This window comes from Altererythrobacter sp. Z27 (assembly GCF_052683155.1).
In genome coordinates, this window is sequence record NZ_JBQYMC010000001.1 from 1,626,846 (window position 1) to 1,649,589 (window position 22,744).

Consider the following 22,744-nt stretch of genomic DNA (forward strand, 5'->3'; position numbering starts at 1 on the left):
TGTGCTCCTTGCTACAGGCCCTGGGTGCGGGGAATACCCTTAAGTTTTGGTTAGTGGCTCGGATTAACGGAGGCCAAGGCGCGATGACGCGAAGGCACCTGCGCGATCAGGCCGCTTCGTCCTTCGCATCAAGCCCGTAAGCCGTGTGCAGCACGCGCACCGCCAGTTCGGTTTCGTCCTCGTCGATCATCACGCTGACCTTGATTTCGGAAGTCGAGATTGCCTGGATATTGATCCCGCGATCTGACAGCGCGCGGAACATCGTGCTGGCGACGCCCGCATGGCTCTTCATCCCCACGCCGACGACGCTGATCTTGGCGATCTTGCTGTCGGTGATGATGCGGTTGTAGCCGATCACGTCGCGCTTGTCCTCAAGCAACGCCTGCGCGCGTGCAAGGTCGGCCTGCGGAACGGTGAAGGTCACGTCGGTCTCGCCCTTGTCGCGGCCCACGTTCTGGATGATCATGTCGACATTGATCGCGGCCTGCGCCAGCGGCTCGAAGATATTGGCCACCGCACCCGGCTTGTCGGGCACGCGGGTGAGGATCACCTTGGCTTCGTTCTTGTCATGCGCGATACCGGTGACGAGCTGGCGTTCCATATCGCCGTTCTCCACTAATTGATCCATTTCCTCGTCCGACACGATCAGCGTGCCGGGCAATTGGTCGGCGGGCACGGCGTCATCGCCGAGGAAGCTCGAGAGGACTTGCACCCGCACGCCTTCCTTCATTGCCAGCCCGACCGAGCGGGTTTGCAGCACCTTGGCCCCGACCGAAGCGAGTTCGAGCATTTCCTCGTAAGTGACTGCCTTGAGCTTGTGCGCCTTGGCGACGATGCGCGGGTCGGTGGTGTAGACCCCGTCGACATCGGTGTAGATGTCGCAGCGGTCCGCATCGATCGCTGCAGCCACCGCCACTGCCGAAGTGTCCGACCCGCCGCGGCCCAGCGTGGTCACGCGCCCATCGCTGCCGATGCCCTGGAAGCCCGGGATCACTGCGATCTCGCCCGCTTCCATCGACGCGACCAGCGCGTCCGAATCGATCGAATCGATCCGCGCCTTGGCATGCGCTTCAATTGTGTGGACCGGCAATTGCCAGCCGAGCCAGCTGCGCGCCTTGCAGCCGAGCGATTGCAGCGTCAGCGCCAGCAGGCCCGATGTGACCTGTTCGCCGCTGGCCACTACCACGTCGTATTCGGCCGGATCGTAAAGCGCATTGGCTTCGCGGCAGAAGTTCACCAGCCGGTCGGTCTCGCCCGCCATGGCCGAAACCACCACCGCGACTTGATGCCCGGCAGCCTGCTGCTTGCGCACGATATTCGCCACGCGACGAATGCGCTCGGTCCCCGCCATCGAGGTTCCGCCGAATTTCATCACGATACGTGCCAAGGCTTCCGTGCTCCTAGCTGGTCCGAATCCCCGCGCGCTGTTAGGGATGCCGCATGGCAAAGGCAAATGTCACAAATGTAACTATCCGCCCAGAGGAAGAAGCACATTTTTCCGGGCTGGCGCGCGAATGGTGGAATGCGAAGGGGCCGATGGCTTCGCTGCACCAGGTAAATCCGGTGCGGCTCGCCTTCCTGCGCGAAGCGGTGGACCGGCATTGGGGTGGCGATGTTCGCACCGTGCACCCGCTCGCGGGCAGGAGCGCGCTCGACGTGGGTTGCGGCGCGGGGCTGGTGTGCGAGCCGCTGGCGCGCTGGAGAGCGGACGTGACCGGGGTCGATGCCTCGGCTGAGAATGTGGGCGTCGCCAGCGCGCATGCCCAAGGTGCCGGGCTCGATATCCGCTATATGGCAGGCGAACTGGCCAGCCTCGATCTCGGGACGTTCGATCTCGTCACTTCATTCGAAGTGGTGGAGCATGTGGCCAACAAGCGCGCCTTCGTCGCAGCGCTAGCGGAAAGCGTGGCCACGGGCGGCTTGCTGGTCCTTTCGACCCCAAACCGCACCGCTGCGAGCCGGCTGCTGCTGGTCGAAGCGGCCGAGCGGGTCGGCTATGTCCCGCGCGGCACGCATCACTGGGAAGATTTCGTCACGCCGGAGGAGCTGGACGAACTGCTGTCCGAAGCGGGGCTGGTAATGGGCGCGCCATGCGGGATCGCCTGGCGCCCCGGCAAGGGGCTGCATCTGTCGCCGAGCGACCTCTCGCTCAACTACCTCGTCACCGCGACCCGCGCCTGACCTATTCGAACAGGTCGGGCGCGTCGGTGAAGATCCCGGCGACGCCCGCACGCACGAGCATGTCCTTCAGCGCCGTGGCATTGCCGTGCGCGGCATCGCCGCCTGCCCCACGCAAGGGCGCCGGCAGGAAGGCATTCTCGGGCCGCAGGGTCCATGCATGGACCTCCAGCCCCGCCTCCTTTGCGTCCGCAACCAGCGAGGTAGGCGATCCGTCGAGCGTGAGCACCAGGCCGATATGCGCACCCAGCACGTCGGCATACTTGGCGATCTCGGCCAGGCCCGAAGGCGCGATCATCTCGGCATAGCGCATCGCGGGCTCGTCTGCCGGGCCGTCCTCGGGTTTGACCAGCTGCACCAGTTTGAAGTCGCTGCGCCGGTCGAGCCGTTGCAGCACGCCGACTTCGAAGCTCTGGATGAACACCGGGTCAGCTTCGTTCACGCCCAGCCGCCGCAATTCGCGCAGCAGCAGGTCGACCATGTCGATCCCCGCTTCCTGCAGCAGGAAATTGGGATGCTTGAGCTCGGGGTAGAGGCCGATCCGCCGCTCGGTCTCGGCTTCCTTCGCGCGCACCAGCTTCACGATGTCTTCCAGCGTGGGTACCTGGTAGAGCCCGTCGAACCGCGCATTGGCCGGGCGCACCAGCGGTATCCGCTCCTTCGCACGCAGCGTGCGCAGTTCCGCCAGAGTGAAATCCTCGACGAACCAGCCCGCCACGCGCTGCCCGTCGACGGTCTTGTCGCGGCGGCGATCCTCGAATTCATCGCGGCTGGCGACGTCGGTTGTGTCGGACAATTCGTTCTCGTGCCGCGCCACCAGCACAAGGTCCTTGGTCGCGACCAGATCGGGCTCGATATAATCCGCACCCTGCTCGATCGCCATTTCATAGGCCGCCAGCGTGTGCTCGGGCCGCTCGGCGCTGGCGCCGCGATGCGCGATGACCAGCACCTCCCCTTCCGCCGCGAGCAAGGGCGCGGGCGCGCCCATCGTGAGGCCGATCAGGGTAAACAGGCTGGTCAGGCACGAATTTAACCTGTGGTTAGGGCTGATCGCGCTACATTCGCTGGCTATGTTCAAGAAGCTGCTCCTGGCTACTCTGATCGTCATTATCGGCCTGTGGGGGGCCGGCTATGACGTAATGGCGATCAAGGATGACATTTTGGGTGCCGCCAACAAGCAGGCCGGCAACATGAGCGGTCGCACGCAAATCGAAGGTGGCGACTGGGGCGCCGACGCGACCTAGAAACTCGCGTCCCACTCGCTTTCCTTGAAACCGACCAGGATCGCGCCCTGATGCTCGACCACCGGCCGCTTGATCAGCGAAGGCTGTTCCACCATCACCCGCACAGCATCGCCCGCGTCGATCGCGGCCTTTTCGGCATCTGAAAGCTTGCGAAATGTGGTGCCGCGCCGGTTCAGCACCGTGTCGAGGCCCTTTGCCTCCACCCAGCTGGCCACGCGCGCGGGATCGGCGCCTTCCTTCTTGAAATCGTGGAATGTGTAGGCGAGCCCCTTCGCTTCGAGCCACACGCGCGCCTTCTTCACCGTGTCGCAATTGGGGATGCCGTAAAACTCGATGGCCATTTTCTCTCCTATGCCCTGGGGACCAGATGCGCGTCCGCAATCGCCACGGCCAGCGCGTCGGCGGCATCGGCCCCGGCGATCTGCGCTCCCGGCAGCAGCACCTTGAGCATCGCCTGGACCTGCGCCTTGTCCGCACCGCCGGTGCCGACCACCGATTTCTTGACCAGCCGCGCGGCATGCTCGTTCACCAGCAGCCCGCCCGCCGCGCAGGCTGCCAGCACCGCCCCGCGCGCTTGCGCCAGCTTGAGCGTCGATTGCGGGTTCTTGTTGAGGAATATCTCTTCCGCCGCGGCACGATCGGGCGCGTAGGTCGCGATCACCGCACGGATCGCGTCGTGCAAATGATGCAGGCGCTCGGCTATCGGCGCCTTGGCATCGGTCTTCACTTCGCCATTGGCGACATGCGCGATGCGCGAACCTTCGGCCCGCACCGCGCCCCATCCGGTGCAACTGAGCGAAGGGTCGAGGCCAAGGATGATCACAGTGCGGTCAGAACCTGATGCCGATGCGCGGCCCGAACTGCACCATTGCCAGATAGAGCACCAGCGTAAGCGCACATCCGGCCGCGAGTGCCACCCAGAAGCTGAAGCCCTGCCGCAGCATCATCGGTATCAGCAGGAACATCGGCAAGCTCGGCAGCACGAACCAGAAGGTCGATTGCGCATGCACCGCCATGTTCTCCGCGTCGGGCCGCGCGTGCCACAGGAAGATCATTCCCAGGATCGAGACCAAGGGAAGCGACGCGATCAGCGCCGCCATGGTTGGAAGCCGCCGTCCGACTTCCGCAATCGCCGCGATCATCACGCCGGCCAGCAGCGCCTTCGCGACAAAAGCCCACATCAGCCCAACTTCTCCATGATCTCGTCGCTGATCTCGTAATTGCCCCACACGGTCTGGACGTCGTCGTCATCGTCAAGCGTGTCGACCAGCTTGAGCAAGGTCGTGGCGCCTGCCTCGTCCATCGCGACAGTGATGTTGGGTTTCCACGCCAGCTTGACGTTCTCAGCCTCGCCCAGCACGCCTTCGAGCGCGGTGGCGACTGCATGGAGATCGTCCGAAGCGGTCCAGATCGTGTGGCCGTCGTCCGAGCTTTCGACATCGTCCGCGCCCGCTTCGATCGCGGCTTCGAGCACCTTTTCCTCATCGCCCGCGCTGGCGGGATATTCGATCAGCCCCTTGCGCTCGAACCCGTGCTGGACCGAGCCTTCGCTGCCGAGGTTTCCGCCGTTCTTGCTGAAGGCGGTGCGCACATTGGTGGCGGTGCGGTTGCGATTGTCGGTCAGTGCCTCGACGATCAGCGCGACGCCGCCGGGGCCGTAGCCCTCGTAGCGCACTTCCTCGTAGTCCTCGCCGCCGGCCATGCTGGCCTTGTCGATCGCGCGCTGGATATTGTCCTTGGGCATGGACTGCGCCTTGGCCGCGTTGACCGCCAGCCGCAGGCGCGGGTTCATGTCCGGATCGGGCATGCCCATCTTGGCCGCGACGGTGATTTCACGCGAAAGCTTGGAGAACATCGCCGAGCGCTTCTTGTCCTGCGCGCCCTTGCGATGCATGATGTTCTTGAATTTGGAATGGCCTGCCATGGGTTTTCACTTCGAAAATCTGGATGGTGGGAATCGGGGGTCGCATTAGCCGCATGATTGGTGAAACCACAAGCCTTCCCGCGCTTCCTGATGCTCGCGCGGAGTGGAAGAACTATCTCGCTTTCGTAAAGCGCCCTGTTTTGCCGGAGCGTGCCGCACCGATCGGAGCGCCCGGATTGCGCGCCTTGGGGCGCATGCTGGTGCTGGACCTCAGCATCATGCTGGTGCTGGTTTCGGCGGCAATCGCGGCGCTGGTGGTGGGCGTCGATCTGCCCGAAACCGCACTGGCCGGGCTCGACATAAACCTGCAGCTGGCGCTGATGGTGGTGGTGGTGGCACCAATCGCTGAGGAGATCGTCTTTCGGGGGTGGCTGTCAGGCAGGCCAAGCGTGGTCTGGAGCACGGCGATCCTGTTTGTTGGCCTGCTCGGGATGCAATGGGTTGTTACCCATGCACAGACATTCGAGCAGCTCAATCCGATCTTCTGGATCGCGGTGCTGAGCGTGGCGACCGCCGCGGCGGCGATCTACCTGCTTCGCGATCGAGCGCCCTATCGCTGGTTCCGCGCGATCTTCCCACTGCTGTTCTGGCTCAGCTCGCTGGGCTTCGCTTCGATCCATCTGCTCAATTACGAGGAAGGCAGCCTTGCGATCCTGCTGCCGCTGGTGCTGCCGCAATTCGTGCTGGGCACGATCCTCGCCTATCTGCGGGTCAATTACGGGTTTTGGAGCTGCATCCTGCTCCACGCGGCGCACAACGGGCTGATCCTGGGGATCGTGGCGCTGGCGGCCGGTTTCGAAGCCTGATGCCCGGCGCTAAACCGGCATGTGAGCGGTCAGGAAGCCGATCACCGCCGCATTGAAGGCGTCGTTCTTGTCGCCCGCCACCATATGCCCCGCTTCGCTCACGTCGACGCATTCGGCATGCGGCACCTTGGCGCGGAACGACGCGATGCTCGAATCCGACACGATGTCGCTCAGCTTGCCGCGCACCACCAGCACAGGCACTTCGGCGCGCTGGCCCAGCTTTTCGGTCGAACGCGCGAGCGGCTCGCGGAACTGGCTCGGGTCTTCGACCTGGAACATCACCGGGTCCCAATGCCAGTAAAGGCGCCCGTCATCGCGCAGCCGCAAATTCTTCATCAGCCCGCTGGGGTCTTTGGGGCGCGGCCGTTCGGGGTAATAGGCGGCGACGGCATCGGCCGCTTCGTCGAGCGAGGCAAAACCGCCGTGATGCGCATTCATGAAGCCGACGATGCGTTCGACCCCCTTGGGCTCCATGTCGGGCACGATATCGACCAGCACCAGCGCTGCGGGCGCCAGCCCCTGCCCCACCGCATGGATCGAAGTGAGCCCGCCCATCGACGCGCCGACCAGCGCGAAGGGCGTGCCGCAACCGTCGACCACAGCGTGAATGTCCTTGATCCGGTCGTTGATCGTATAGGCCCGCGCGTCAGACCATTCACTTTCGCCGTGGCCGCGAGCGTCGAGATTGACCACTCGGTAACCCGCCGCAATGAGCGCGCGCATCGCCCCCGCCCAACTGTGCCGCGTCTGCCCGCCGCCATGCATCAGTAGCACCAGCGGCGCGCCTTCGGGCCCGCCGATATCGCCGGCCAGCGCAAGGCCGTCGGAAGCGGTGAACTTGCGGGGCGTCGGCTCGGTCAAGCGATCAGATCCTGACCGCGGTGCCGCTGGCGCTGACCATCAGCATCGAACCGGTGTCGCCGATCACTTCATAGTCGAGATCGACGCCGACAACGGCGTTGCCGCCGCGCGCGCCGCATTCGGCCTGCAGTTCCTGGATCGCCTGTTCGCGCGCTTCGGCCAGGATGCGCTCATAGCTGCCCGAACGGCCGCCCACGATGTCGCGGATATTGGCGAACAGGTCGCGGAAGATGTTCGCGCCCACGATCACTTCGCCGGTCACGATGCCGAGATATTGCTGGATCGGCTGCCCTTCGATCGTGGGCGTGGTGGTGACGATGATCCCGCGAGCGTCCTTCCAGGGTCCGGCCATGCTTTATCTCCCGTTACGTTTCGGATCAGGCGAGCCCGAGCGCCGCCTTGTAGGTATCGAGCACCATTTCCATTTCGGCGCGATCGTCGGGCTTCATTTTGCGCAGGCGCACGATCTGGCGCATGATCTTGGTGTCATAGCCGACCGCCTTGGCTTCGGAATAGACGTCGCGGATATCGTCGGCGATGCCCTTCTTCTCTTCCTCGAGGCGTTCGATACGCTCGATCAGCAGGCGCAGGCGGTCGTCGGTGGCTTCGGCCATGATTGTATTAGCTCCGGTGAATTGAGAATCGGTTGGGTGGTCGATAGCCAGCCGGTTGCGGGGCGTGAACCCGCTGCGGCGATTATTGCTGTGCGTTTCTTGCCAGGCTCGCCTCCATCGCTGCCAGCTGCTCGGGCGTCGCCTCGCGCTGGTGCTTCGCTTTCCACTCGTCCATCGGCATGCCGTGGATGAGTTCGCGCGCGGCACCCTTGTCGCCAGCGTAGCCTGCGTCGCGGATCCAGTCGGCCAGGCAATTGCGGCAAAACCCCGCCAGCCCCATCAGCTCGATATTCTGCGCATCGTGTCGGTGGCGCAGATGGCGCACCAGCCGGCGAAAAGCCGCAGCGGCGACGCGATCGTCCAGATCGTCGAGCGGATCGGGCGCATTCGTATCCATTGAGACTATTCCTTGAGTTGCAACACAGCTGTGCCATAGCATCGCGCCATGTCGAGACGCGAAACTGCCAGTACCATCGCCGCCCGCAAGGTCGACCCGCGCGGTCGCAAGGTCAAGATTCTCGCCACCGTGGGTCCGGCGAGCAACTCACCCGATATGCTCGACCGGCTGTTCAAGGCCGGGGCCGACGCGTTCCGTGTCAACATGAGCCATGGCGAGCATTCGGTGCATGGCGGCACGATCAAGGCGATCCGCGCGCTCGAGAAGAAATACGGCCGCCCGATCGCCATCCTGGCCGATTTGCAGGGGCCGAAGCTGCGCGTCGGCACTTTCAAGGACGGGCAGGCAGTGATCCGCCATTCGGGCCATTTCACGCTCGACCGAAATCCCGAGCCGGGCGACGAAACGCGCGTGTGCCTGCCGCATCCCGAATTGTTCGGCATCCTGGAAAAGGGCCAGCGGCTGTTGATCAATGACGGCAAGATCCGGCTCAAGGTGATCCGCGCGAGCGAAGACGAAATCCTGTGTTCGGCCGAGGTCGGCGGAGTGATTTCGGACCGCAAGGGCGTCAACGTGCCCGATGCCGAAGTGCCGATCCCGGCGCTGACCGAAAAGGATCGCCGCGATCTCGATTTCGCGGTGGACCAGGGCGTCGACTGGATCGGCCTCAGCTTCGTCCAGCGCCCCGAAGACCTTGCCGAAGCGCGCAAGCTGATCGGTGGCAGGGCCGCGCTTTGCGCCAAGATCGAAAAGCCGATGGCGATCCGCCGCCTGCACGAGATCATCGAGATGTCCGACGGGATCATGGTGGCGCGCGGCGACCTGGGGGTCGAGCTCGAGCCCTATGAGGTTCCGCCGCTGCAGAAGAAGATCGTCAACGCAGCGCGCACCGAAGGCAAGCCGGTGATCGTGGCGACGCAGATGCTCGAATCGATGATCGAGAACCCGACGCCGACCCGCGCCGAAGTGTCCGACGTCGCGAATGCCGTTTACGACGGGGCGGATGCAGTGATGCTGAGCGCCGAAAGCGCGGCGGGCGAATGGCCCGAGGAATCGGTGTCGATGATGGACAAGATCGCGACGCAGGTCGAGCGCAGCGAAGACTATCGCGCGCGCGTGCGCTTCCTCGATACACCGCCCGATGCCACCACCGCCGACGCACTCAGCCATGCTTGCATGACGATCGCCGACACGGTTTCGATCAGCGCGATCACTGTGTTCACCTCATCGGGTTCGACCGCGCGCCGCGTCGCGCGCGAGCGGCCCGACACGCCAATGCTGGTGCTGACGCCATCGAGCAAGACCGCCCGGCGCGTGGCGCTGCTGTGGGGCGCGCATGCGGTGGTGACCAAGGATATCGGCAGCTTCGAAGAGATGATCGCCAAGGGCAAACGGATGGCGCTGCGCCATGGTTACGGCAAGGCGGGCAGCAAGCTGATCGCGCTGGCCGGTGTCCCATTCGGCACTCCGGGCGCGACCAACCTGCTGCATGTCGTGACGCTGACCGGCGACGAGCTGGACAAGCACGGCACCTAACCCGCGCGCACTCGAAATTTCGTAGGGTTCAGGCCGCGAGGCGGCTGAGATGTTCGAGCGTCGGCTCGTAGAGCGGCTCTTCGAACGCGATCCCGGCGCGCTGGTCTTCGATCCAGATCACTTCGGCTGGCTGGAATCCCAGGCCGGGCAGCTTGACCGACACCGCTTCGCCGGGGCGGATCGACCACGAACGCGCATCGACCATGCAGCCGCCCAGGCTGATGTCGAGCACCGGCAGCTGGAGCTTCATGCCCGAACGATAGCGCACTTCGGCACTGTAGTTCGCAGCAAAGCGATCGTTCTGTCTGCGCTCCATCGCAAGGTTCCCTTAGCTTCAAACACGCTGAATTGCTTTGCCCGGAGTAACGCAACGCAATTGCCAATCCGATGACGATCATGCCCTCTAATTGGTTAACAAAGAGCGTTTCGCGGAGGTGAAGATTGGGCCGTGCGGCCCGCTGGCAATCAACCGTGCGCGGCCTTTTCCAGCCGGGCGCGCGCTTCGGCCTCGCCGATCAGCGGCAGCAATTCGCCCATGTCCGGCCCATGATCCATGCCGGTGAACGCCTGCCGCAGCGGCAAGAACAGCAGCTTGCCCTTGCGCCCGGTGCTGTCCTTGAGCGCTGCGGTGAGCGCATGCCACGGGTCCTCGCCCCAATGGAGCTGGCGCGCGGCCTCGGCGAGGTAAGCGCGATCCTCGGCAGAGAATTCGACCTGGTCGATCGGACCAGTAACGAGCCGCCACAGCTCGATGGCCTCATGCACGGTGGACAGGTTCGGCCTCACCGCATGCCAGCCCGCCTCGTCCATTCCGGCGGGTAGGCGATCTTTGACAGTATCGAATTCCATCTGGTGGACGATCGCGGTGTTGAGCCGCTCGAGTTCGGCATCGTCGAACCGGGCCGGGGCGCGGCCGAAGGTCGAAAGGTCGAAGCTCTCGATCAGTTTCGCACGGTCCGCGATCGGCTCGACCGGCTGCGCCGTGCCCAGCCGCGCAAGCAAGGCGATGAGCGCTTCGGGCTCTATCCCCTTCTCGCGAAAGGCATCGCAGCCGAGCGATCCAAGCCGCTTCGAGAGTTTGCCTTCATTGCCCACCAGCAGCGCTTCATGCGCAAATTCGGGCAGCGGTTTTGCTGCGGCAAAACCTGCAGCATAAAGTGCGGTAAAGATCTGAATCTGAACGGCTGTGTTTGAGACATGGTCTTCGCCGCGAAGCACATGGGTCACGTCCATGTCGACATCGTCGACCGCCGAAGGAAGCATGTAGAGCCAGCTTCCGTCGGCGCGGCGCACAACCGGATCGGACAGCTGAGCAGCGTCGAATTTCTGCGCGCCGCGGATGCCGTCAGTCCATTCGATCGGTTCGTCATGATTAAGCTTGAAGCGCCAGTGCGCGGCGATGCCTTCGGCTTCCTTGGCTGCGCGCTGCGCGTCGCTCAGTTCCAGAGCACCGCGGTCGTAGATCGGCGGCAGGCCGCGCCCCAGCAGCACCTTGCGCTTGAGGTCGAGCTCCTGCGCGGTCTCATAACAGGGATAGACCCGGCCTGCGGCCTTCAGCACCGCAAACGCCGCCTCGTAGCGATCGAGCCGTGCCGACTGGCGCTCTTCTCCATCGGGTTCGATCCCGAGCCAGGCGAGATCGGCACGGATCGCCTCGACATATTCCTCGCGCGAACGCTCGGCATCGGTGTCGTCGATCCGCAGCAGGAAGCGCCCGCCATGCTTCTTCGCGAGCATCCAGTTATGGAGCGCGGTGCGAATATTGCCGACATGCAGCCGGCCGGTTGGAGAGGGCGCGAAGCGGGTTGTTGTCATGGCAGGAGCCGTTAGCCGGATTGTTCGGAAAAACGAAGCCCCGCCGGATCGCTCCAGCGGGGCTCCTGTTCGTCAGTCGAAAGGCCGGGCGAAGATTACTCTTCGCCGCCTTCCGCAGGTGCCGCAGGCGCCATCGCTGCCATCGCCGCCTTCATCGCTTCTTCCGAAGGAATGGCGTCGGCTTCGGGCTCAGGCTCCGACTGGCCGGACGCGGTGAGCGCATCCTGCTGCTTCTTCCACGCTGCGCGCAGGGCCGCGTCGCGGCTCGAAGCGGTGACGCGCATGCGGTTCATGCCCGCGCCGGTACCGGCAGGGATCAGGCGGCCCACGATCACGTTCTCCTTGAGACCGATCAGCGTGTCCTTCTTGCCTTCGACCGCCGCCTGCGTGAGCACGCGGGTGGTTTCCTGGAACGACGCGGCCGAGATGAAACTGCGGGTCTGGAGAGAGGCCTTGGTGATGCCCAGCAGCACCGGATTGCCGGTGGCCGGCAGCTTGCCCTTGGCCAGCTTCGCGTTGATCGCATTCATCTCTTCGAGGTCGACCTGTTCGCCCGGCAGCAGGGTGGTGTCGCCACCGTCGGTGATCTCGACCTTCTGCAGCATCTGGCGAACGATCACCTCGATGTGCTTGTCGTTGATCTTCACGCCCTGCAAGCGATAGACTTCCTGGATCTCGTTGACGAGATATTCGGCCAGCGCTTCCACGCCGAGCACTTCCAGGATGTCATGCGGGTTGGGCGAACCGGAGATGAGCGTATCGCCCTTCTTCACATAGTCGCCTTCCTGCACATCGATCACCTTGGTCTTGGGGATCAGGTATTCCACTGCATCCCCTTCCTCCGGCACGATCGCTATCTTGCGCTTCGCCTTGTACTCGCGGACGAATTCGATCTTGCCCGAAATCTTGGCGATGATCGCATTGTCCTTGGGCAGGCGCGCTTCGAACAGCTCGGCAACACGCGGCAGACCGCCGGTGATGTCGCGCGTCTTGGCGGCTTCACGCGAAGCACGGGCAAGGATGTCACCCGCCTGCACTTCCTGGCCGTCTTCGACCGAGAGCGTGGTGCCCGGAGCCAGCATGTAGCGCTGTGCTTCGGTTTCCTCGCCCTTCTTTGCCCCCGAACTGACCGAGCCTTCGCCGAGCAGAGTAAGGCGCGGACGCAGGTCTTCCTTCTTCTTGCGGCCGATCGCACGGTTTTCGGTGACGACGCGCTGGGCGATGCCAGTCGCTTCGTCGACCCGCTCTTCCAGCGTCGTACCTTCGACCAAGTCCTGGTACTTCACGATGCCCGAGGTTTCGGTGATGATCGGCAGAGTGAACGGATCCCATTCGGCCAGGCGATCGCCTTCCTTCACCTTGCCGCCATCCTTGTGCATCAGCACGGTGCCGTAAGGTACCTTGTGGATTTCGCGCTCGCGCCCTTCGGCGTCGATCACCGCGATCTCGCCATTGCGGGCGAGCGAGAGAATCCGGCCGCGCTTGTCGGTGATGGTCGGCATGTCGCGATAGACCACGGTGCCGTCCGAAATCGCTTCGAGGTGCGAAGTTTCGTTCAGCTGCGCAGCACCGCCGATGTGGAAGGTACGCATGGTCAGCTGCGTGCCCGGTTCACCGATCGACTGCGCGGCGATCACGCCGACAGCCTCGCCGATGTTGACCGGAGTACCGCGAGCGAGGTCGCGGCCATAGCAGGTCGCGCACACGCCCTGTTCGGCTTCGCAGATCAGCGGCGAGCGGATCTTGGCCGACTGCACTTCGGCTTCCTCGATCGACTTGACCATCGGCTCGTCGAGCAGAGTGCCGGCCTTGACGATGACTTCACCGGTCTTCGCATTGACGAGGTCTTCGGCCACGGTGCGGCCGAGGATACGTTCGCCGAGCGAAGCGATCACCGAACCACCCTGCACGATGGCGCGCATTTCGAGCGCGTTCTCGGTGCCGCAATCGATTTCGACGATCACGCAGTCCTGCGACACGTCGACCAGGCGGCGGGTCAGGTAGCCCGAATTCGCCGTCTTGAGCGCGGTGTCGGCCAGGCCCTTGCGGGCGCCGTGGGTCGAGTTGAAGTATTCAAGGACGGTCAGGCCTTCCTTGAAGTTCGAGATGATCGGCGTTTCGATGATCTCGCCCGAAGGCTTGGCCATCAGGCCGCGCATGCCGGCGAGCTGCTTCATCTGCGCCGGCGAACCGCGCGCACCCGAGTGGCTCATCATGTAGATCGAGTTGATCTGCGCTTCCTTGCCGTCGTCGCCGATCGGGCGGGCCTTGATCTTGTCCATCATGGCGTCCGCCACCTGGTCGCCGCAGCGGCTCCAGGCGTCGATCACCTTGTTGTACTTTTCCTGCTGGGTGATCAGGCCGTCCTGGTACTGCTGTTCATAGTCAGCGACCAGCGCCTTGGTCTGCTCGACCAGATCCACCTTCTCGATCGGGATGATCATGTCATCCTTGCCGAAGGAGATGCCGGCGCGGAACGCGTGGCGGAAGCCCAGCGCCATGATGGCGTCGGCGAACAGCACGGTGTCCTTCTGGCCGGTGTGGCGATAGACCTCGTCGATCACGTCGCCGATGTCCTTCTTGGTGAGAAGGCGGTTGACGATGTCGAACGGAACCTTGTGGTTCTTCGGCAGGCATTCGCCGATCAGCATGCGGCCCGGCGTGGTGACGAAGCGCTGCATCGACACATTGCCCTTCTCGTCCGCCTGCGGCACGCGCGCGATGATGCGGGTGTGCAGCGTGACCGACTTGACCTCGAGCGCCTGGTGCACTTCGGCCATGTCTGAGAAGCGCTGCAGCTTTTCGACCTTCTCGCCGCCCTTTTCCTCGATGAACTCAGGCGTCTTTTCCTGGCGTTCCATCGACAGGTAATAGAGGCCCAGCACCATGTCCTGCGAAGGCACGATGATCGGCTTGCCGTTGGCGGGCGAGAGGATGTTGTTGGTGCTCATCATGAGCACGCGCGCTTCCAACTGCGCCTCGAGGCTCAGCGGGACGTGCACGGCCATCTGGTCACCGTCGAAGTCGGCGTTGAAGGCGGCGCAGACCAGCGGGTGGAGCTGGATCGCCTTGCCTTCGATCAGCACGGGCTCGAACGCCTGGATGCCGAGGCGGTGGAGCGTCGGCGCGCGGTTGAGCAGCACCGGATGCTCGCGGATCACTTCATCCAGGATGTCCCAGACTTCCTTGCGTTCCTTTTCGACCCACTTCTTCGCCTGCTTCAGGGTCATCGAAAGACCCTTGGCGTCGAGGCGCGCGTAGATGAACGGCTTGAACAGTTCGAGCGCCATCTTCTTCGGCAGGCCGCACTGGTGCAGCTTGAGTTCGGGACCGGTCACGATCACCGAACGGCCCGAATAGTCGACGCGCTTGCCGAGCAGGTTCTGGCGGAAACGGCCTTGCTTGCCCTTGAGCATGTCGCTGAGCGACTTGAGCGGGCGCTTGTTGGCGCCGGTGATCACGCGGCCGCGGCGACCGTTGTCGAACAGCGCGTCAACGGCTTCCTGCAGCATGCGCTTTTCGTTGCGCACGATGATGTCGGGCGCGCGCAGTTCGATCAGGCGCTTCAGGCGGTTGTTGCGGTTGATCACGCGGCGATAGAGGTCGTTGAGGTCCGACGTCGCGAAGCGGCCACCGTCCAGCGGCACCAGCGGGCGCAGTTCGGGCGGAATGACCGGGATCACTTCGAGGATCATCCATTCGGGGCGGTTGCCCGATTCGATGAAGCTTTCGACGACCTTGAGGCGCTTGATGATCTTCTTGGGCTTGAGCGCGGACTTGGTGGTCGCGAGCTCTTCCAGCAGCGCTTCACGCTCGGACTCGAGGTCGAGGTCCATCAGCATGTGCTTGACCGCTTCGGCGCCGATCCCGGCGCTGAAGGCGTCTTCGCCATACTCGTCCTGGTATTCGAGCAACTCGTCTTCCGACAGCAGCTGGTACTTGTCGAGCGGAGTCAGGCCCGGCTCGATCACTACGTAGTTCTCGAAGTAGAGGATCCGCTCAAGCTGCTTGAGCTGCATGTCGAGCAGCAGGCCGATGCGCGAAGGCAGCGACTTGAGGAACCAGATGTGCGCGACCGGCGCGGCCAGTTCGATGTGGCCCATGCGTTCGCGGCGGACCTTGGTCACGGTCACTTCCACGCCGCACTTTTCGCAGACGACGCCCTTGTACTTCATGCGCTTGTACTTGCCGCACAGGCACTCGTAATCCTTCACCGGGCCGAAGATGCGCGCGCAGAACAACCCGTCACGCTCAGGCTTGAACGTGCGGTAGTTGATCGTTTCCGGCTTCTTGATCTCGCCGAACGACCAGCTGCGGATGCGCTCGGGCGAGGCAATGCCGATCTGGATCTGGTCGAAGGTTTCCGGCTTGGCCAGGTGGTTGGTGAATTTGGTCAGTTCGTTCATTTTTCGTGTTCCCTTACGGGTGAAATCTCGGGACGGAAGCGGAGGGGCCGGCTCGGCCCGCTCCTGTTATTCCGCCGCCTCCGGCCATTCGTCCTGGTCTTCCTCATCCTCGCCAAGCGACTTGAGTTCGACGTTGAGGCCGAGCGAGCGCATTTCCTTCACAAGCACGTTGAAGCTTTCCGGAATGCCCGCTTCGAAGGTGTCGTCGCCCTTGACGATCGCTTCGTAGACCTTGGTACGGCCGACCACGTCGTCCGACTTGACGGTGAGCATTTCCTGCAGGGTGTAGGCAGCGCCATATGCCTGCAGCGCCCAGACCTCCATTTCACCGAAGCGCTGGCCGCCGAACTGCGCCTTGCCGCCCAGCGGCTGCTGGGTGACGAGCGAGTAGGGGCCGATCGAACGGGCGTGGATCTTGTCGTCGACCAGGTGGTGGAGCTTCAGCATGTAGATGTAGCCCACGGTCACCTTGCGGTCGAACGCCTCGCCGGTGCGCCCGTCATAGAGCGTGACCTGGCCCGAAGTGTCGAGCCCGGCCTTGGCAAGCATGTCCGAAACGTCCGCTTCGCGCGCACCGTCGAACACCGGCGTGCCCATCGGGACACCGGCGGTGAGATTGCCGGCGAGTTCGATGATCTCGTCATCCGAACGGGCCTTGATCTCGGATTCGTAGGTGTCGCCATAGACGTCCACAAGCTTCTCGCGGACCGCCTTGGGCGGCTTGGCCGCCTGCGGATCGGGGTTGGCATCGCGCCATTCCTCAAGCGCCGCGGCAACCTGCTGGCCGAGGCCGCGCGCGGCCATGCCGAGGTGCGTTTCGAAGATCTGTCCGACGTTCATGCGCGAAGGCACGCCCAGCGGGTTGAGCACGATGTCGACCGGGGTGCCGTCTTCGAGGAAAGGCATGTCTTCCTGCGGAAGGATCCGCGAGATGACGCCCTTGTTCCCGTGGCGGCCGGCCATCTTGTCGCCCGGCTGCAGCTTGCGCTTCACCGCAACGAAGACCTTGACCATCTTGAGCACGCCCGGAGCGAGTTCGTCGCCGCGTTCGAGCTTCTCCTTGCGGTCTTCGAACTTGTCGTCGATGCCCTTGGCGGCTTCGTCATACTGGCTCTTGACCGCTTCGAGCTGGGCCTGGCGGTTGTCGTCGGCCACCGCGAACTTGAACCATTCGTGGCGTTCGATTTCCTCGAGCAGTTCGTCGGTGATCACCGCGCCCTTCTTCACGCCCTTGGGAGCTGCCGAAGCGGTCTGGCCGACCAGCATGTCCTTGAGGCGGTTGTAGGTCGCACGGTTGAGGATCGCGCGTTCGTCTTTCGCGTCCTTGCGCAGGCGCTCGATTTCCTCGTGCTGGATCGCACGCGTACGGTCGTCGATCTCGATGCCGTGACGGTTGAACACGCGCACTTCCACGATCGTGCCGGCCACGCCCGGGGGCAGGCGGAGCGAAGTGTCGCGCACGTCGCTGGCCTTTTCGCCGAAGATCGCGCGGAGCAGCTTTTCTTCCGGCGTCATCGGGCTCTCGCCCTTCGGCGTGATCTTGCCGACCAGGATATCGCCCGGATGCACTTCGGCGCCGATGTAGACGATGCCCGCTTCGTCGAGGTTGCGCAGCGCTTCCTCGCCGACGTTCGGGATGTCGCGGGTGATGTCTTCCGGCCCCAGCTTGGTGTCGCGAGCCATCACTTCGAATTCCTCGATGTGGATCGACGTGAACACGTCGTCCTTCACGATGCGTTCGGAGATCAGGATCGAGTCTTCGTAATTGTAGCCGTTCCACGGCATGAACGCGACGAGGCTGTTCTTGCCGAGCGCCAGTTCGCCGAGATCGGTCGAGGGACCGTCAGCGATGATGTCGCCTTCCTCGACCACGTCACCCACCTTCACCAGCGGACGCTGGTTGATGCAGGTGTTCTGGTTCGAGCGCTGGAACTTCTGCAGCGTGTAGATGTCAACGCCCGACTGGCCGGGTTCGACATCGCCGATCGCGCGGATCACGATGCGGGTCGCGTCAACCTGGTCGACGATACCGCCGCGGGTCGCGGTGATCGCAGCGCCCGAATCGCGCGCCACGGTTTCTTCCATGCCGGTGCCGACAAACGGCGCTTCGGCGCGAACCAGCGGCACCGCCTGGCGCTGCATGTTCGAGCCCATCAGCGCGCGGTTGGCGTCATCGTTTTCAAGGAACGGGATCAGCGAGGCCGCAACCGAAACGAGCTGCTTCGGGCTGACGTCCATCAGCGTGATCTGTTCGCGCGGAGCCATGAAGTAGTCGCCGTTCTGGCGCGCCGAAACGAATTCCTCAGCAAAGCTGCCGTCATCGTTCAGCTCTGCCGAAGCCTGCGCAACGGTGTGCTTCTGCTCTTCCATGGCCGAAAGGTAGATCACTTCGCTGGTGACCTTGCCGTCGGCAACGGTGCGATACGGCGTTTCGATGAAGCCGTACTTGTTGACGCGGCTGAAGCTCGCGAGCGAGTTGATCAGGCCGATGTTCGGGCCTTCCGGCGTTTCGATCGGGCAGATGCGGCCATAGTGCGTCGGGTGAACGTCGCGGACTTCGAAGCCGGCGCGCTCGCGGGTGAGGCCGCCCGGGCCAAGCGCCGAAACGCGGCGCTTGTGGGTGACTTCCGACAGCGGGTTGGTCTGGTCCATGAACTGCGAGAGCTGCGAGGAACCGAAGAACTCGCGCACCGCGGCAACCGCGGGCTTAGCGTTGATCAGGTCGTTCGGCATCACGGTCGACACGTCGACCGAGCTCATGCGTTCCTTCACCGCGCGTTCCATGCGCAGCAGGCCGACGCGGTACTGGTTTTCGAGCAGTTCGCCGACCGAGCGGACGCGGCGGTTGCCGAGGTTGTCGATGTCATCGACTTCGCCCTTGCCGTCCTTCAGGCCGACCAGTTCCTTCACCACTGCCAGGATGTCTTCCTTGCGCAGCGTGGTGACGGTGTCTTCGGCATCGAGGCCGAGGCGCATGTTGAGCTTGACGCGGCCGACCGCCGAAAGGTCGTAGCGCTCCCCGTCGAAGAACAGGCCTTCGAACAGCGCTTCGGCGGTTTCAAGCGTCGGCGGTTCGCCGGGGCGCATGACCTTGTAGATCGCTTCCAGGCCTTCGTCGCGGTTCTCGGCCTTGTCGACCTTCAGTGTGTTGCGGATCCACGGGCCTGTGTTGACCTCGTCGATGTCGAGCAGGTCGACCTGGTCGATGCCTGCCTTGTCGAGCATGTCGAGGTTTTCAGGCGCAACTTCGTCGCCCGCTTCGATGTAGATGCGACCGGTCTTCTCGTCGATCATGTCGCTGGCGGCATAGCGGCCGAAGATTTCCTCGGTCGGCAGCAGCAGTTCTTCGAGACCGTCCTTGGCAGCCTTGTTGGCGGCACGCGGGCTGATCTTCTGGCCGGCGGGGAACACTTCCTCGCCGGTCTTCGCATCGACCAGCGGGAAAGCCGGCTTCTGGCCGCGCCATGCTTCTGCCACGAACGGGATCTTCCAGCCGTCCTTGGCGCGCTGCCAGGTCACGGTCTGGTAGAAGTAATGCAGGATGTCTTCGCTATCGAGGCCCAGCGCATAAAGCAGCGAGGTCACCGGCAGCTTGCGCTTGCGGTCGATGCGGACGTTCACGATGTCCTTGGCGTCGAATTCGAAATCGAGCCACGAACCGCGATAGGGGATCACGCGTGCAGCGAACAGCAGCTTGCCCGAGCTGTGGGTCTTGCCGCGGTCATGGTCGAACAGCACACCCGGCGAACGGTGCATCTGCGACACGATCACACGCTCGGTGCCGTTGATGATGAAGGTGCCGTTCTCGGTCATGAGCGGCATGTCGCCCATGTACACGTCCTGCTCCTTGATATCGAGCACGGAGCGAGTTTCGGTTTCCTGGTCCACCTCGAACACGATCAGGCGCAGCGTCACCTTCATCGGGGCGGCATAGGTGATGCCGCGCTGGCGACACTCGGTCGTGTCGTACTTGGGCTCTTCCAGCTCGTAATGGACGAAGTCGAGTTCGGCAGTGCCGGCAAAATCGCGGATCGGGAACACGCTGCGCAGCGTCTTCTCGAGACCCGACACATAACCGGTCTGCTTGTCGGAACGCAGGAACTGCTCGTAGCTTTCGCGCTGAACCTCGATCAGGTTCGGCATCTGCACCACTTCGTGGATGTCGCCGAAGATCTTGCGGATGCGCTTCTTTGCAGTGCCCTGTGCCTTAGGGGACTTCGCCTTGGTAGCCATGGAGAGGAACGCCTCTTTATCTGTTAGGCCGGCACCACATGGGGCCGGCAGTCGTGAACTCAATCGATCACGCGTAGGGTGTTCCAAATCCGGGACGCGAAAAGGCCGCAGCGAATGACACGCCTTCCCCGGCGCGCTGCTGCAGCACATCAAACGTCGCGAATATGGAACCCGCCGCTTCCATTCCGTGGTCGATTCCCGCGCATGAATCGGCCTTGCTCGAAGCGGGCTGGGAGTGGCGAAATAGGGAGCCGACTGCGCTTTGTCAAACCGTACGCACCCCCCGCGCCCCGGCGAAATCACCCCGCTCCACTCCCGGATTGAGCCGTTTTTTGCGAAACGATAAGCGATATATCGTTTTTCAATACTATTGATTGACAATATGCCCGACTCGGATTATTGACTATCAATATCACGGATCAAGGAGATCGATAAATGACCCGCTTTCAATCACAGTTCGCCGCAGCGATCGCTGCAGTCCTCATCGTTTCGGCCTCGTTCGCCGCGATGTTCAGCGTCTCGCCGGCCTTAACCGCTGCCAGCACCGTGCCGCTGCTGGCCTAGAAAGGGAGGAAAGCATGACCGACACCCTTCAAAACGACGGACTGCTCAAAGCGGCCCGACTGCTCACCGGCGTCTTCCAGATTCTTTTGGGCCTGCTGTTCGTGGGCCTGATCGTCGGCGGCCCGATTGTCCTGGCCAGCCAAAACCACATTGCCGATGAACTGCTCGCCACTGCGACTGCCAGCGTCGGCACAATTGCATTCGCAATTGTCGGCGTGATGCTCCTCGGAGCTGTGATGGTTGGACTGGGCTGGATCTTCCTGAGACTGCTCAGGCAGATGATCGACACGGTCGGGAAGGGCGACCCTTTCATCGGCGAAAACGCGGAACGGCTGCACAAGATGGGCTGGATCGCCGTGGCCATTGAACTGCTCAAGCTGCCCACCGGTGCCATTGCGGTTTTCATCGCGCACCAGCTCAAGCCCGAGACCTTCGAGATCGATGTGGAGTTTTCCTTCACCGGCCTACTGATCGCATTGGTGCTGTTCATCCTTGCCCGCGTGTTCCGCCATGGCGCCGCAATGCGCGAAGACCTGGAAGGGACCGTGTGATGCCGGCCGAAGAAGGAGCAAACATCGTGGTCAAACTGGACGACCTGCTGCACGCGCGGCGCATGACCCTGACCGAACTGGCCGATCGCGTCGGCCTTACCCTCGCCAATCTTTCGATCCTCAAGACCGGTAAGGCCAAGGCGATCCGCTTCTCGACGCTCGAAGCGATCTGCCGCGAGCTCGAATGCCAGCCTGGCGACCTGCTTGGGTATGAGGCGAATTAGCGCCTTTTCCTTGACAGCAGCCGCAAAACACGTAGAGGCCCGCCACCGATTGGCGGGTCTCTTCGATTCCGCCGGTCGTCCGTCCGAGACAGTTGGTGACCGGAATTTGCCGGTCTTAATTTCCAGCCTAGACGGGGAAACGAGATTTTCCGGCCTCCTCCATGGCGGCCTGTCCGATGCCTGTGCGGCATCCTCCTTCCCTTGTCACGGACTCGCCCATGTCGCTTCGGCGGCATGGACAAACGTAGCCGGCCGCAGCGGAGCCATCCGATGCGGTCATAGTGAAGGAGTATGGCATGGATCGTTCGCAGAAAGCCGATGCGGTCGCCCAGCTCAACGACGTCTTCAAAGAGGTCGGCGTGGTGGTTGTCACCCGCAACCTCGGCCTGACGGTGGCCCAGTCCACCGAACTGCGCTCGAAGATGCGTGAAGCCGGTGCGTCCTACAAGGTTGCGAAGAACCGTCTCGCCAAGCTCGCCCTGAAGGACACCGACTACGTCGGGCTCGAGGATTTCCTCAACGGCCCGACCGCGCTGGCCTGGTCGACCGACCCGGTCGCAGCCGCCAAGGCTGCTGTCGATTTCGCAAAGTCGAACGACAAGCTGGAAATCGTCGGTGGATCGATGGGTACGCAGGTGCTCGACGAAGCAGGGGTCAAGGCACTCGCCTCGATGCCCAGCCTCGACGAACTGCGTGGCAAGATCGTGGGTCTCATCAACGCCCCGGCGACTAAGGTCGCTCAGGTCGTCAATGCCCCGGCTGCCAAGCTGGCCCGTGTCTTTGGTGCCTATGGCGCCAAGGAAGCGGCATAAGGTTCATCGCACACAGCGATTTTTTCCGGGGCCAAGGAATGGACCGACGCCCCAGCCGAATTTTTGGAGTGAAACATCATGGCCGATATTGCCAAGCTTGTTGAAGAACTGTCGAAGCTGACCGTCCTCGAGGCGGCCGAACTTGCCAAGGCGCTGGAAGAAGAGTGGGGCGTTAGCGCCGCTGCTGCCGTCGCCGTTGCTGGCCCCGCTGCTGGCGGTGGCGATGCTGGCGCAGCTGCTGAAGAGAAGACCGAATTCGACGTCATCCTGACCGGTGACGGCGGCAAGAAGATCCAGGTGATCAAGGAAGTCCGCGCCATCACCGGCCTGGGCCTGACCGAAGCCAAGGCGCTGGTCGAAAGCGCTCCGAAGGCGCTCAAGGAAGGCGTGAACAAGGCCGAAGCCGAAGACATCAAGGGCAAGATCGAAGCAGCCGGCGGCACCGTCGAGCTGAAGTAAGCTTCGTTCAGCTCTAGCTGAATTCACGGAAGGGCGGTGCCGCAAGGTGCCGCCCTTCTTGCATGTGTGGCACGGAAACCGCAGCCACGCGTGCTTGCTACGGCCAAGCCAACAAGGCGC

Annotated in this window: 23 protein-coding genes; 9 read left to right on the forward strand and 14 right to left on the reverse strand. The window is 63.3% G+C overall.

Going from position 1 to position 22,744, the window contains the following annotated elements:
• Positions 1–106: 106 nt before the first annotated feature.
• Positions 107–1,387, reverse strand: coding sequence for an aspartate kinase (locus tag ACUJ47_RS07945; RefSeq protein WP_445537872.1), 1,281 nt, complete (start codon positions 1,385–1,387; stop codon positions 107–109).
• A 53-nt stretch (positions 1,388–1,440) separates the two neighbouring features.
• Between ACUJ47_RS07945 and ubiG the strand changes: the two genes are divergently transcribed.
• Positions 1,441–2,181 (forward strand): bifunctional 2-polyprenyl-6-hydroxyphenol methylase/3-demethylubiquinol 3-O-methyltransferase UbiG, encoded by a 741-nt coding sequence (ubiG, locus tag ACUJ47_RS07950; protein WP_445537873.1) that lies wholly within the window; start codon positions 1,441–1,443, stop codon positions 2,179–2,181.
• A 1-nt stretch (position 2,182) separates the two neighbouring features.
• On the opposite strand, the gene ACUJ47_RS07955 is transcribed toward ubiG, so the two are convergent.
• Entirely contained in the window at positions 2,183–3,166 is a 984-nt protein-coding gene (locus ACUJ47_RS07955; protein ID WP_445538878.1) for a glycerophosphodiester phosphodiesterase family protein, read from the reverse strand.
• 82 nt (positions 3,167–3,248) lie between these two features.
• Between ACUJ47_RS07955 and ACUJ47_RS07960 the strand changes: the two genes are divergently transcribed.
• Positions 3,249–3,422, forward strand: coding sequence for a hypothetical protein (locus ACUJ47_RS07960; RefSeq protein WP_445537874.1), 174 nt, complete (start codon positions 3,249–3,251; stop codon positions 3,420–3,422).
• On the opposite strand, the gene ACUJ47_RS07965 is transcribed toward ACUJ47_RS07960, so the two are convergent.
• From ACUJ47_RS07965 to ACUJ47_RS07980, 4 genes are read right to left on the reverse strand one after another with little or no spacing between them, the layout of a single operon-like run.
• A complete protein-coding gene (locus ACUJ47_RS07965) occupies positions 3,419–3,763 on the reverse strand; it encodes an arsenate reductase (protein WP_445537875.1) in 345 nt (114 codons plus the stop codon). The two genes, ACUJ47_RS07960 and ACUJ47_RS07965, sit on opposite strands and share 4 nt — an antisense overlap.
• A gap of 8 nt (positions 3,764–3,771) precedes the next feature.
• Positions 3,772–4,245 carry a crossover junction endodeoxyribonuclease RuvC gene (gene ruvC, locus ACUJ47_RS07970; protein WP_445537876.1) on the reverse strand — a complete coding sequence of 158 codons (474 nt, stop codon included), beginning with the start codon at positions 4,243–4,245 and terminating at the stop codon, positions 3,772–3,774.
• 7 nt (positions 4,246–4,252) lie between these two features.
• A complete protein-coding gene (locus ACUJ47_RS07975; RefSeq protein WP_445537877.1) occupies positions 4,253–4,603 on the reverse strand; it encodes a DUF3147 family protein in 351 nt (116 codons plus the stop codon).
• Positions 4,603–5,346 carry a YebC/PmpR family DNA-binding transcriptional regulator gene (locus ACUJ47_RS07980; RefSeq protein WP_445537878.1) on the reverse strand — a complete coding sequence of 248 codons (744 nt, stop codon included), beginning with the start codon at positions 5,344–5,346 and terminating at the stop codon, positions 4,603–4,605. The genes ACUJ47_RS07975 and ACUJ47_RS07980 overlap by 1 nt, the downstream gene beginning before the upstream one ends.
• A 194-nt stretch (positions 5,347–5,540) precedes the next feature.
• Between ACUJ47_RS07980 and ACUJ47_RS07985 the strand changes: the two genes are divergently transcribed.
• The gene (locus tag ACUJ47_RS07985; protein WP_445537879.1) at positions 5,541–6,152 is read left to right on the forward strand and encodes a CPBP family glutamic-type intramembrane protease; all 612 of its coding nucleotides are present in this window, start codon (positions 5,541–5,543) and stop codon (positions 6,150–6,152) included.
• Positions 6,153–6,161: 9 nt separating this feature from the next.
• On the opposite strand, the gene ACUJ47_RS07990 is transcribed toward ACUJ47_RS07985, so the two are convergent.
• From ACUJ47_RS07990 to ACUJ47_RS08005, 4 genes are all read right to left on the reverse strand, one after another.
• Complete coding sequence (locus tag ACUJ47_RS07990; protein WP_445537880.1) at positions 6,162–7,013, reverse strand: alpha/beta fold hydrolase; 852 nt, start codon at positions 7,011–7,013, stop codon at positions 6,162–6,164.
• A gap of 4 nt (positions 7,014–7,017) precedes the next feature.
• Positions 7,018–7,365 (reverse strand): heavy metal-binding domain-containing protein, encoded by a 348-nt coding sequence (locus tag ACUJ47_RS07995; protein WP_354143856.1) that lies wholly within the window; start codon positions 7,363–7,365, stop codon positions 7,018–7,020.
• Between the two features lie 25 nt (positions 7,366–7,390).
• On the reverse strand, positions 7,391–7,627 hold the full coding sequence (locus tag ACUJ47_RS08000) for a DUF2312 domain-containing protein (protein ID WP_445537881.1): 237 nt from the start codon (positions 7,625–7,627) through the stop codon (positions 7,391–7,393).
• A gap of 82 nt (positions 7,628–7,709) precedes the next feature.
• A complete protein-coding gene (locus ACUJ47_RS08005) occupies positions 7,710–8,024 on the reverse strand; it encodes a DUF1244 domain-containing protein (protein WP_445537882.1) in 315 nt (104 codons plus the stop codon).
• 48 nt (positions 8,025–8,072) lie between these two features.
• Between ACUJ47_RS08005 and pyk the strand changes: the two genes are divergently transcribed.
• A complete protein-coding gene (pyk, locus tag ACUJ47_RS08010) occupies positions 8,073–9,560 on the forward strand; it encodes a pyruvate kinase (RefSeq protein WP_445537883.1) in 1,488 nt (495 codons plus the stop codon).
• Positions 9,561–9,588: 28 nt separating this feature from the next.
• Here pyk and ACUJ47_RS08015 read toward each other — a convergent pair whose 3' ends face one another.
• The 4 genes from ACUJ47_RS08015 to rpoB form a co-directional block, all read right to left on the reverse strand.
• Positions 9,589–9,876, reverse strand: a complete 288-nt coding sequence (locus ACUJ47_RS08015) for a PilZ domain-containing protein (RefSeq protein WP_445537884.1) — start codon at positions 9,874–9,876, stop codon at positions 9,589–9,591.
• A 149-nt stretch (positions 9,877–10,025) separates the two neighbouring features.
• A complete protein-coding gene (gltX, locus tag ACUJ47_RS08020; RefSeq protein ID WP_445537885.1) occupies positions 10,026–11,375 on the reverse strand; it encodes a glutamate--tRNA ligase in 1,350 nt (449 codons plus the stop codon).
• Positions 11,376–11,470: 95 nt separating this feature from the next.
• The gene (gene rpoC / locus ACUJ47_RS08025) at positions 11,471–15,781 is read right to left on the reverse strand and encodes a DNA-directed RNA polymerase subunit beta' (RefSeq protein WP_445537886.1); all 4,311 of its coding nucleotides are present in this window, start codon (positions 15,779–15,781) and stop codon (positions 11,471–11,473) included.
• Positions 15,782–15,847: 66 nt separating this feature from the next.
• On the reverse strand, positions 15,848–20,014 hold the full coding sequence (gene rpoB, locus ACUJ47_RS08030) for a DNA-directed RNA polymerase subunit beta (RefSeq protein ID WP_445537887.1): 4,167 nt from the start codon (positions 20,012–20,014) through the stop codon (positions 15,848–15,850).
• 435 nt (positions 20,015–20,449) lie between these two features.
• Here rpoB and ACUJ47_RS08035 point away from each other — a divergent pair, with 435 nt between their 5' ends.
• From ACUJ47_RS08035 to rplL, 5 genes are all read left to right on the forward strand, one after another.
• Positions 20,450–20,578 carry a hypothetical protein gene (locus ACUJ47_RS08035; protein WP_445537888.1) on the forward strand — a complete coding sequence of 43 codons (129 nt, stop codon included), beginning with the start codon at positions 20,450–20,452 and terminating at the stop codon, positions 20,576–20,578.
• Positions 20,579–20,592: 14 nt separating this feature from the next.
• On the forward strand, positions 20,593–21,129 hold the full coding sequence (locus ACUJ47_RS08040) for a DUF2975 domain-containing protein (RefSeq protein ID WP_445537889.1): 537 nt from the start codon (positions 20,593–20,595) through the stop codon (positions 21,127–21,129).
• Entirely contained in the window at positions 21,129–21,353 is a 225-nt protein-coding gene (locus tag ACUJ47_RS08045) for a helix-turn-helix domain-containing protein (RefSeq protein WP_445537890.1), read from the forward strand. Before ACUJ47_RS08040 ends, ACUJ47_RS08045 begins: the two co-directional genes overlap by 1 nt.
• Before the next feature lie 296 nt (positions 21,354–21,649).
• Positions 21,650–22,165 carry a 50S ribosomal protein L10 gene (gene rplJ / locus ACUJ47_RS08050; RefSeq protein ID WP_445537891.1) on the forward strand — a complete coding sequence of 172 codons (516 nt, stop codon included), beginning with the start codon at positions 21,650–21,652 and terminating at the stop codon, positions 22,163–22,165.
• Between the two features lie 78 nt (positions 22,166–22,243).
• Positions 22,244–22,624 carry a 50S ribosomal protein L7/L12 gene (gene rplL / locus ACUJ47_RS08055; RefSeq protein ID WP_354143844.1) on the forward strand — a complete coding sequence of 127 codons (381 nt, stop codon included), beginning with the start codon at positions 22,244–22,246 and terminating at the stop codon, positions 22,622–22,624.
• Positions 22,625–22,744: the final 120 nt, after the last annotated feature.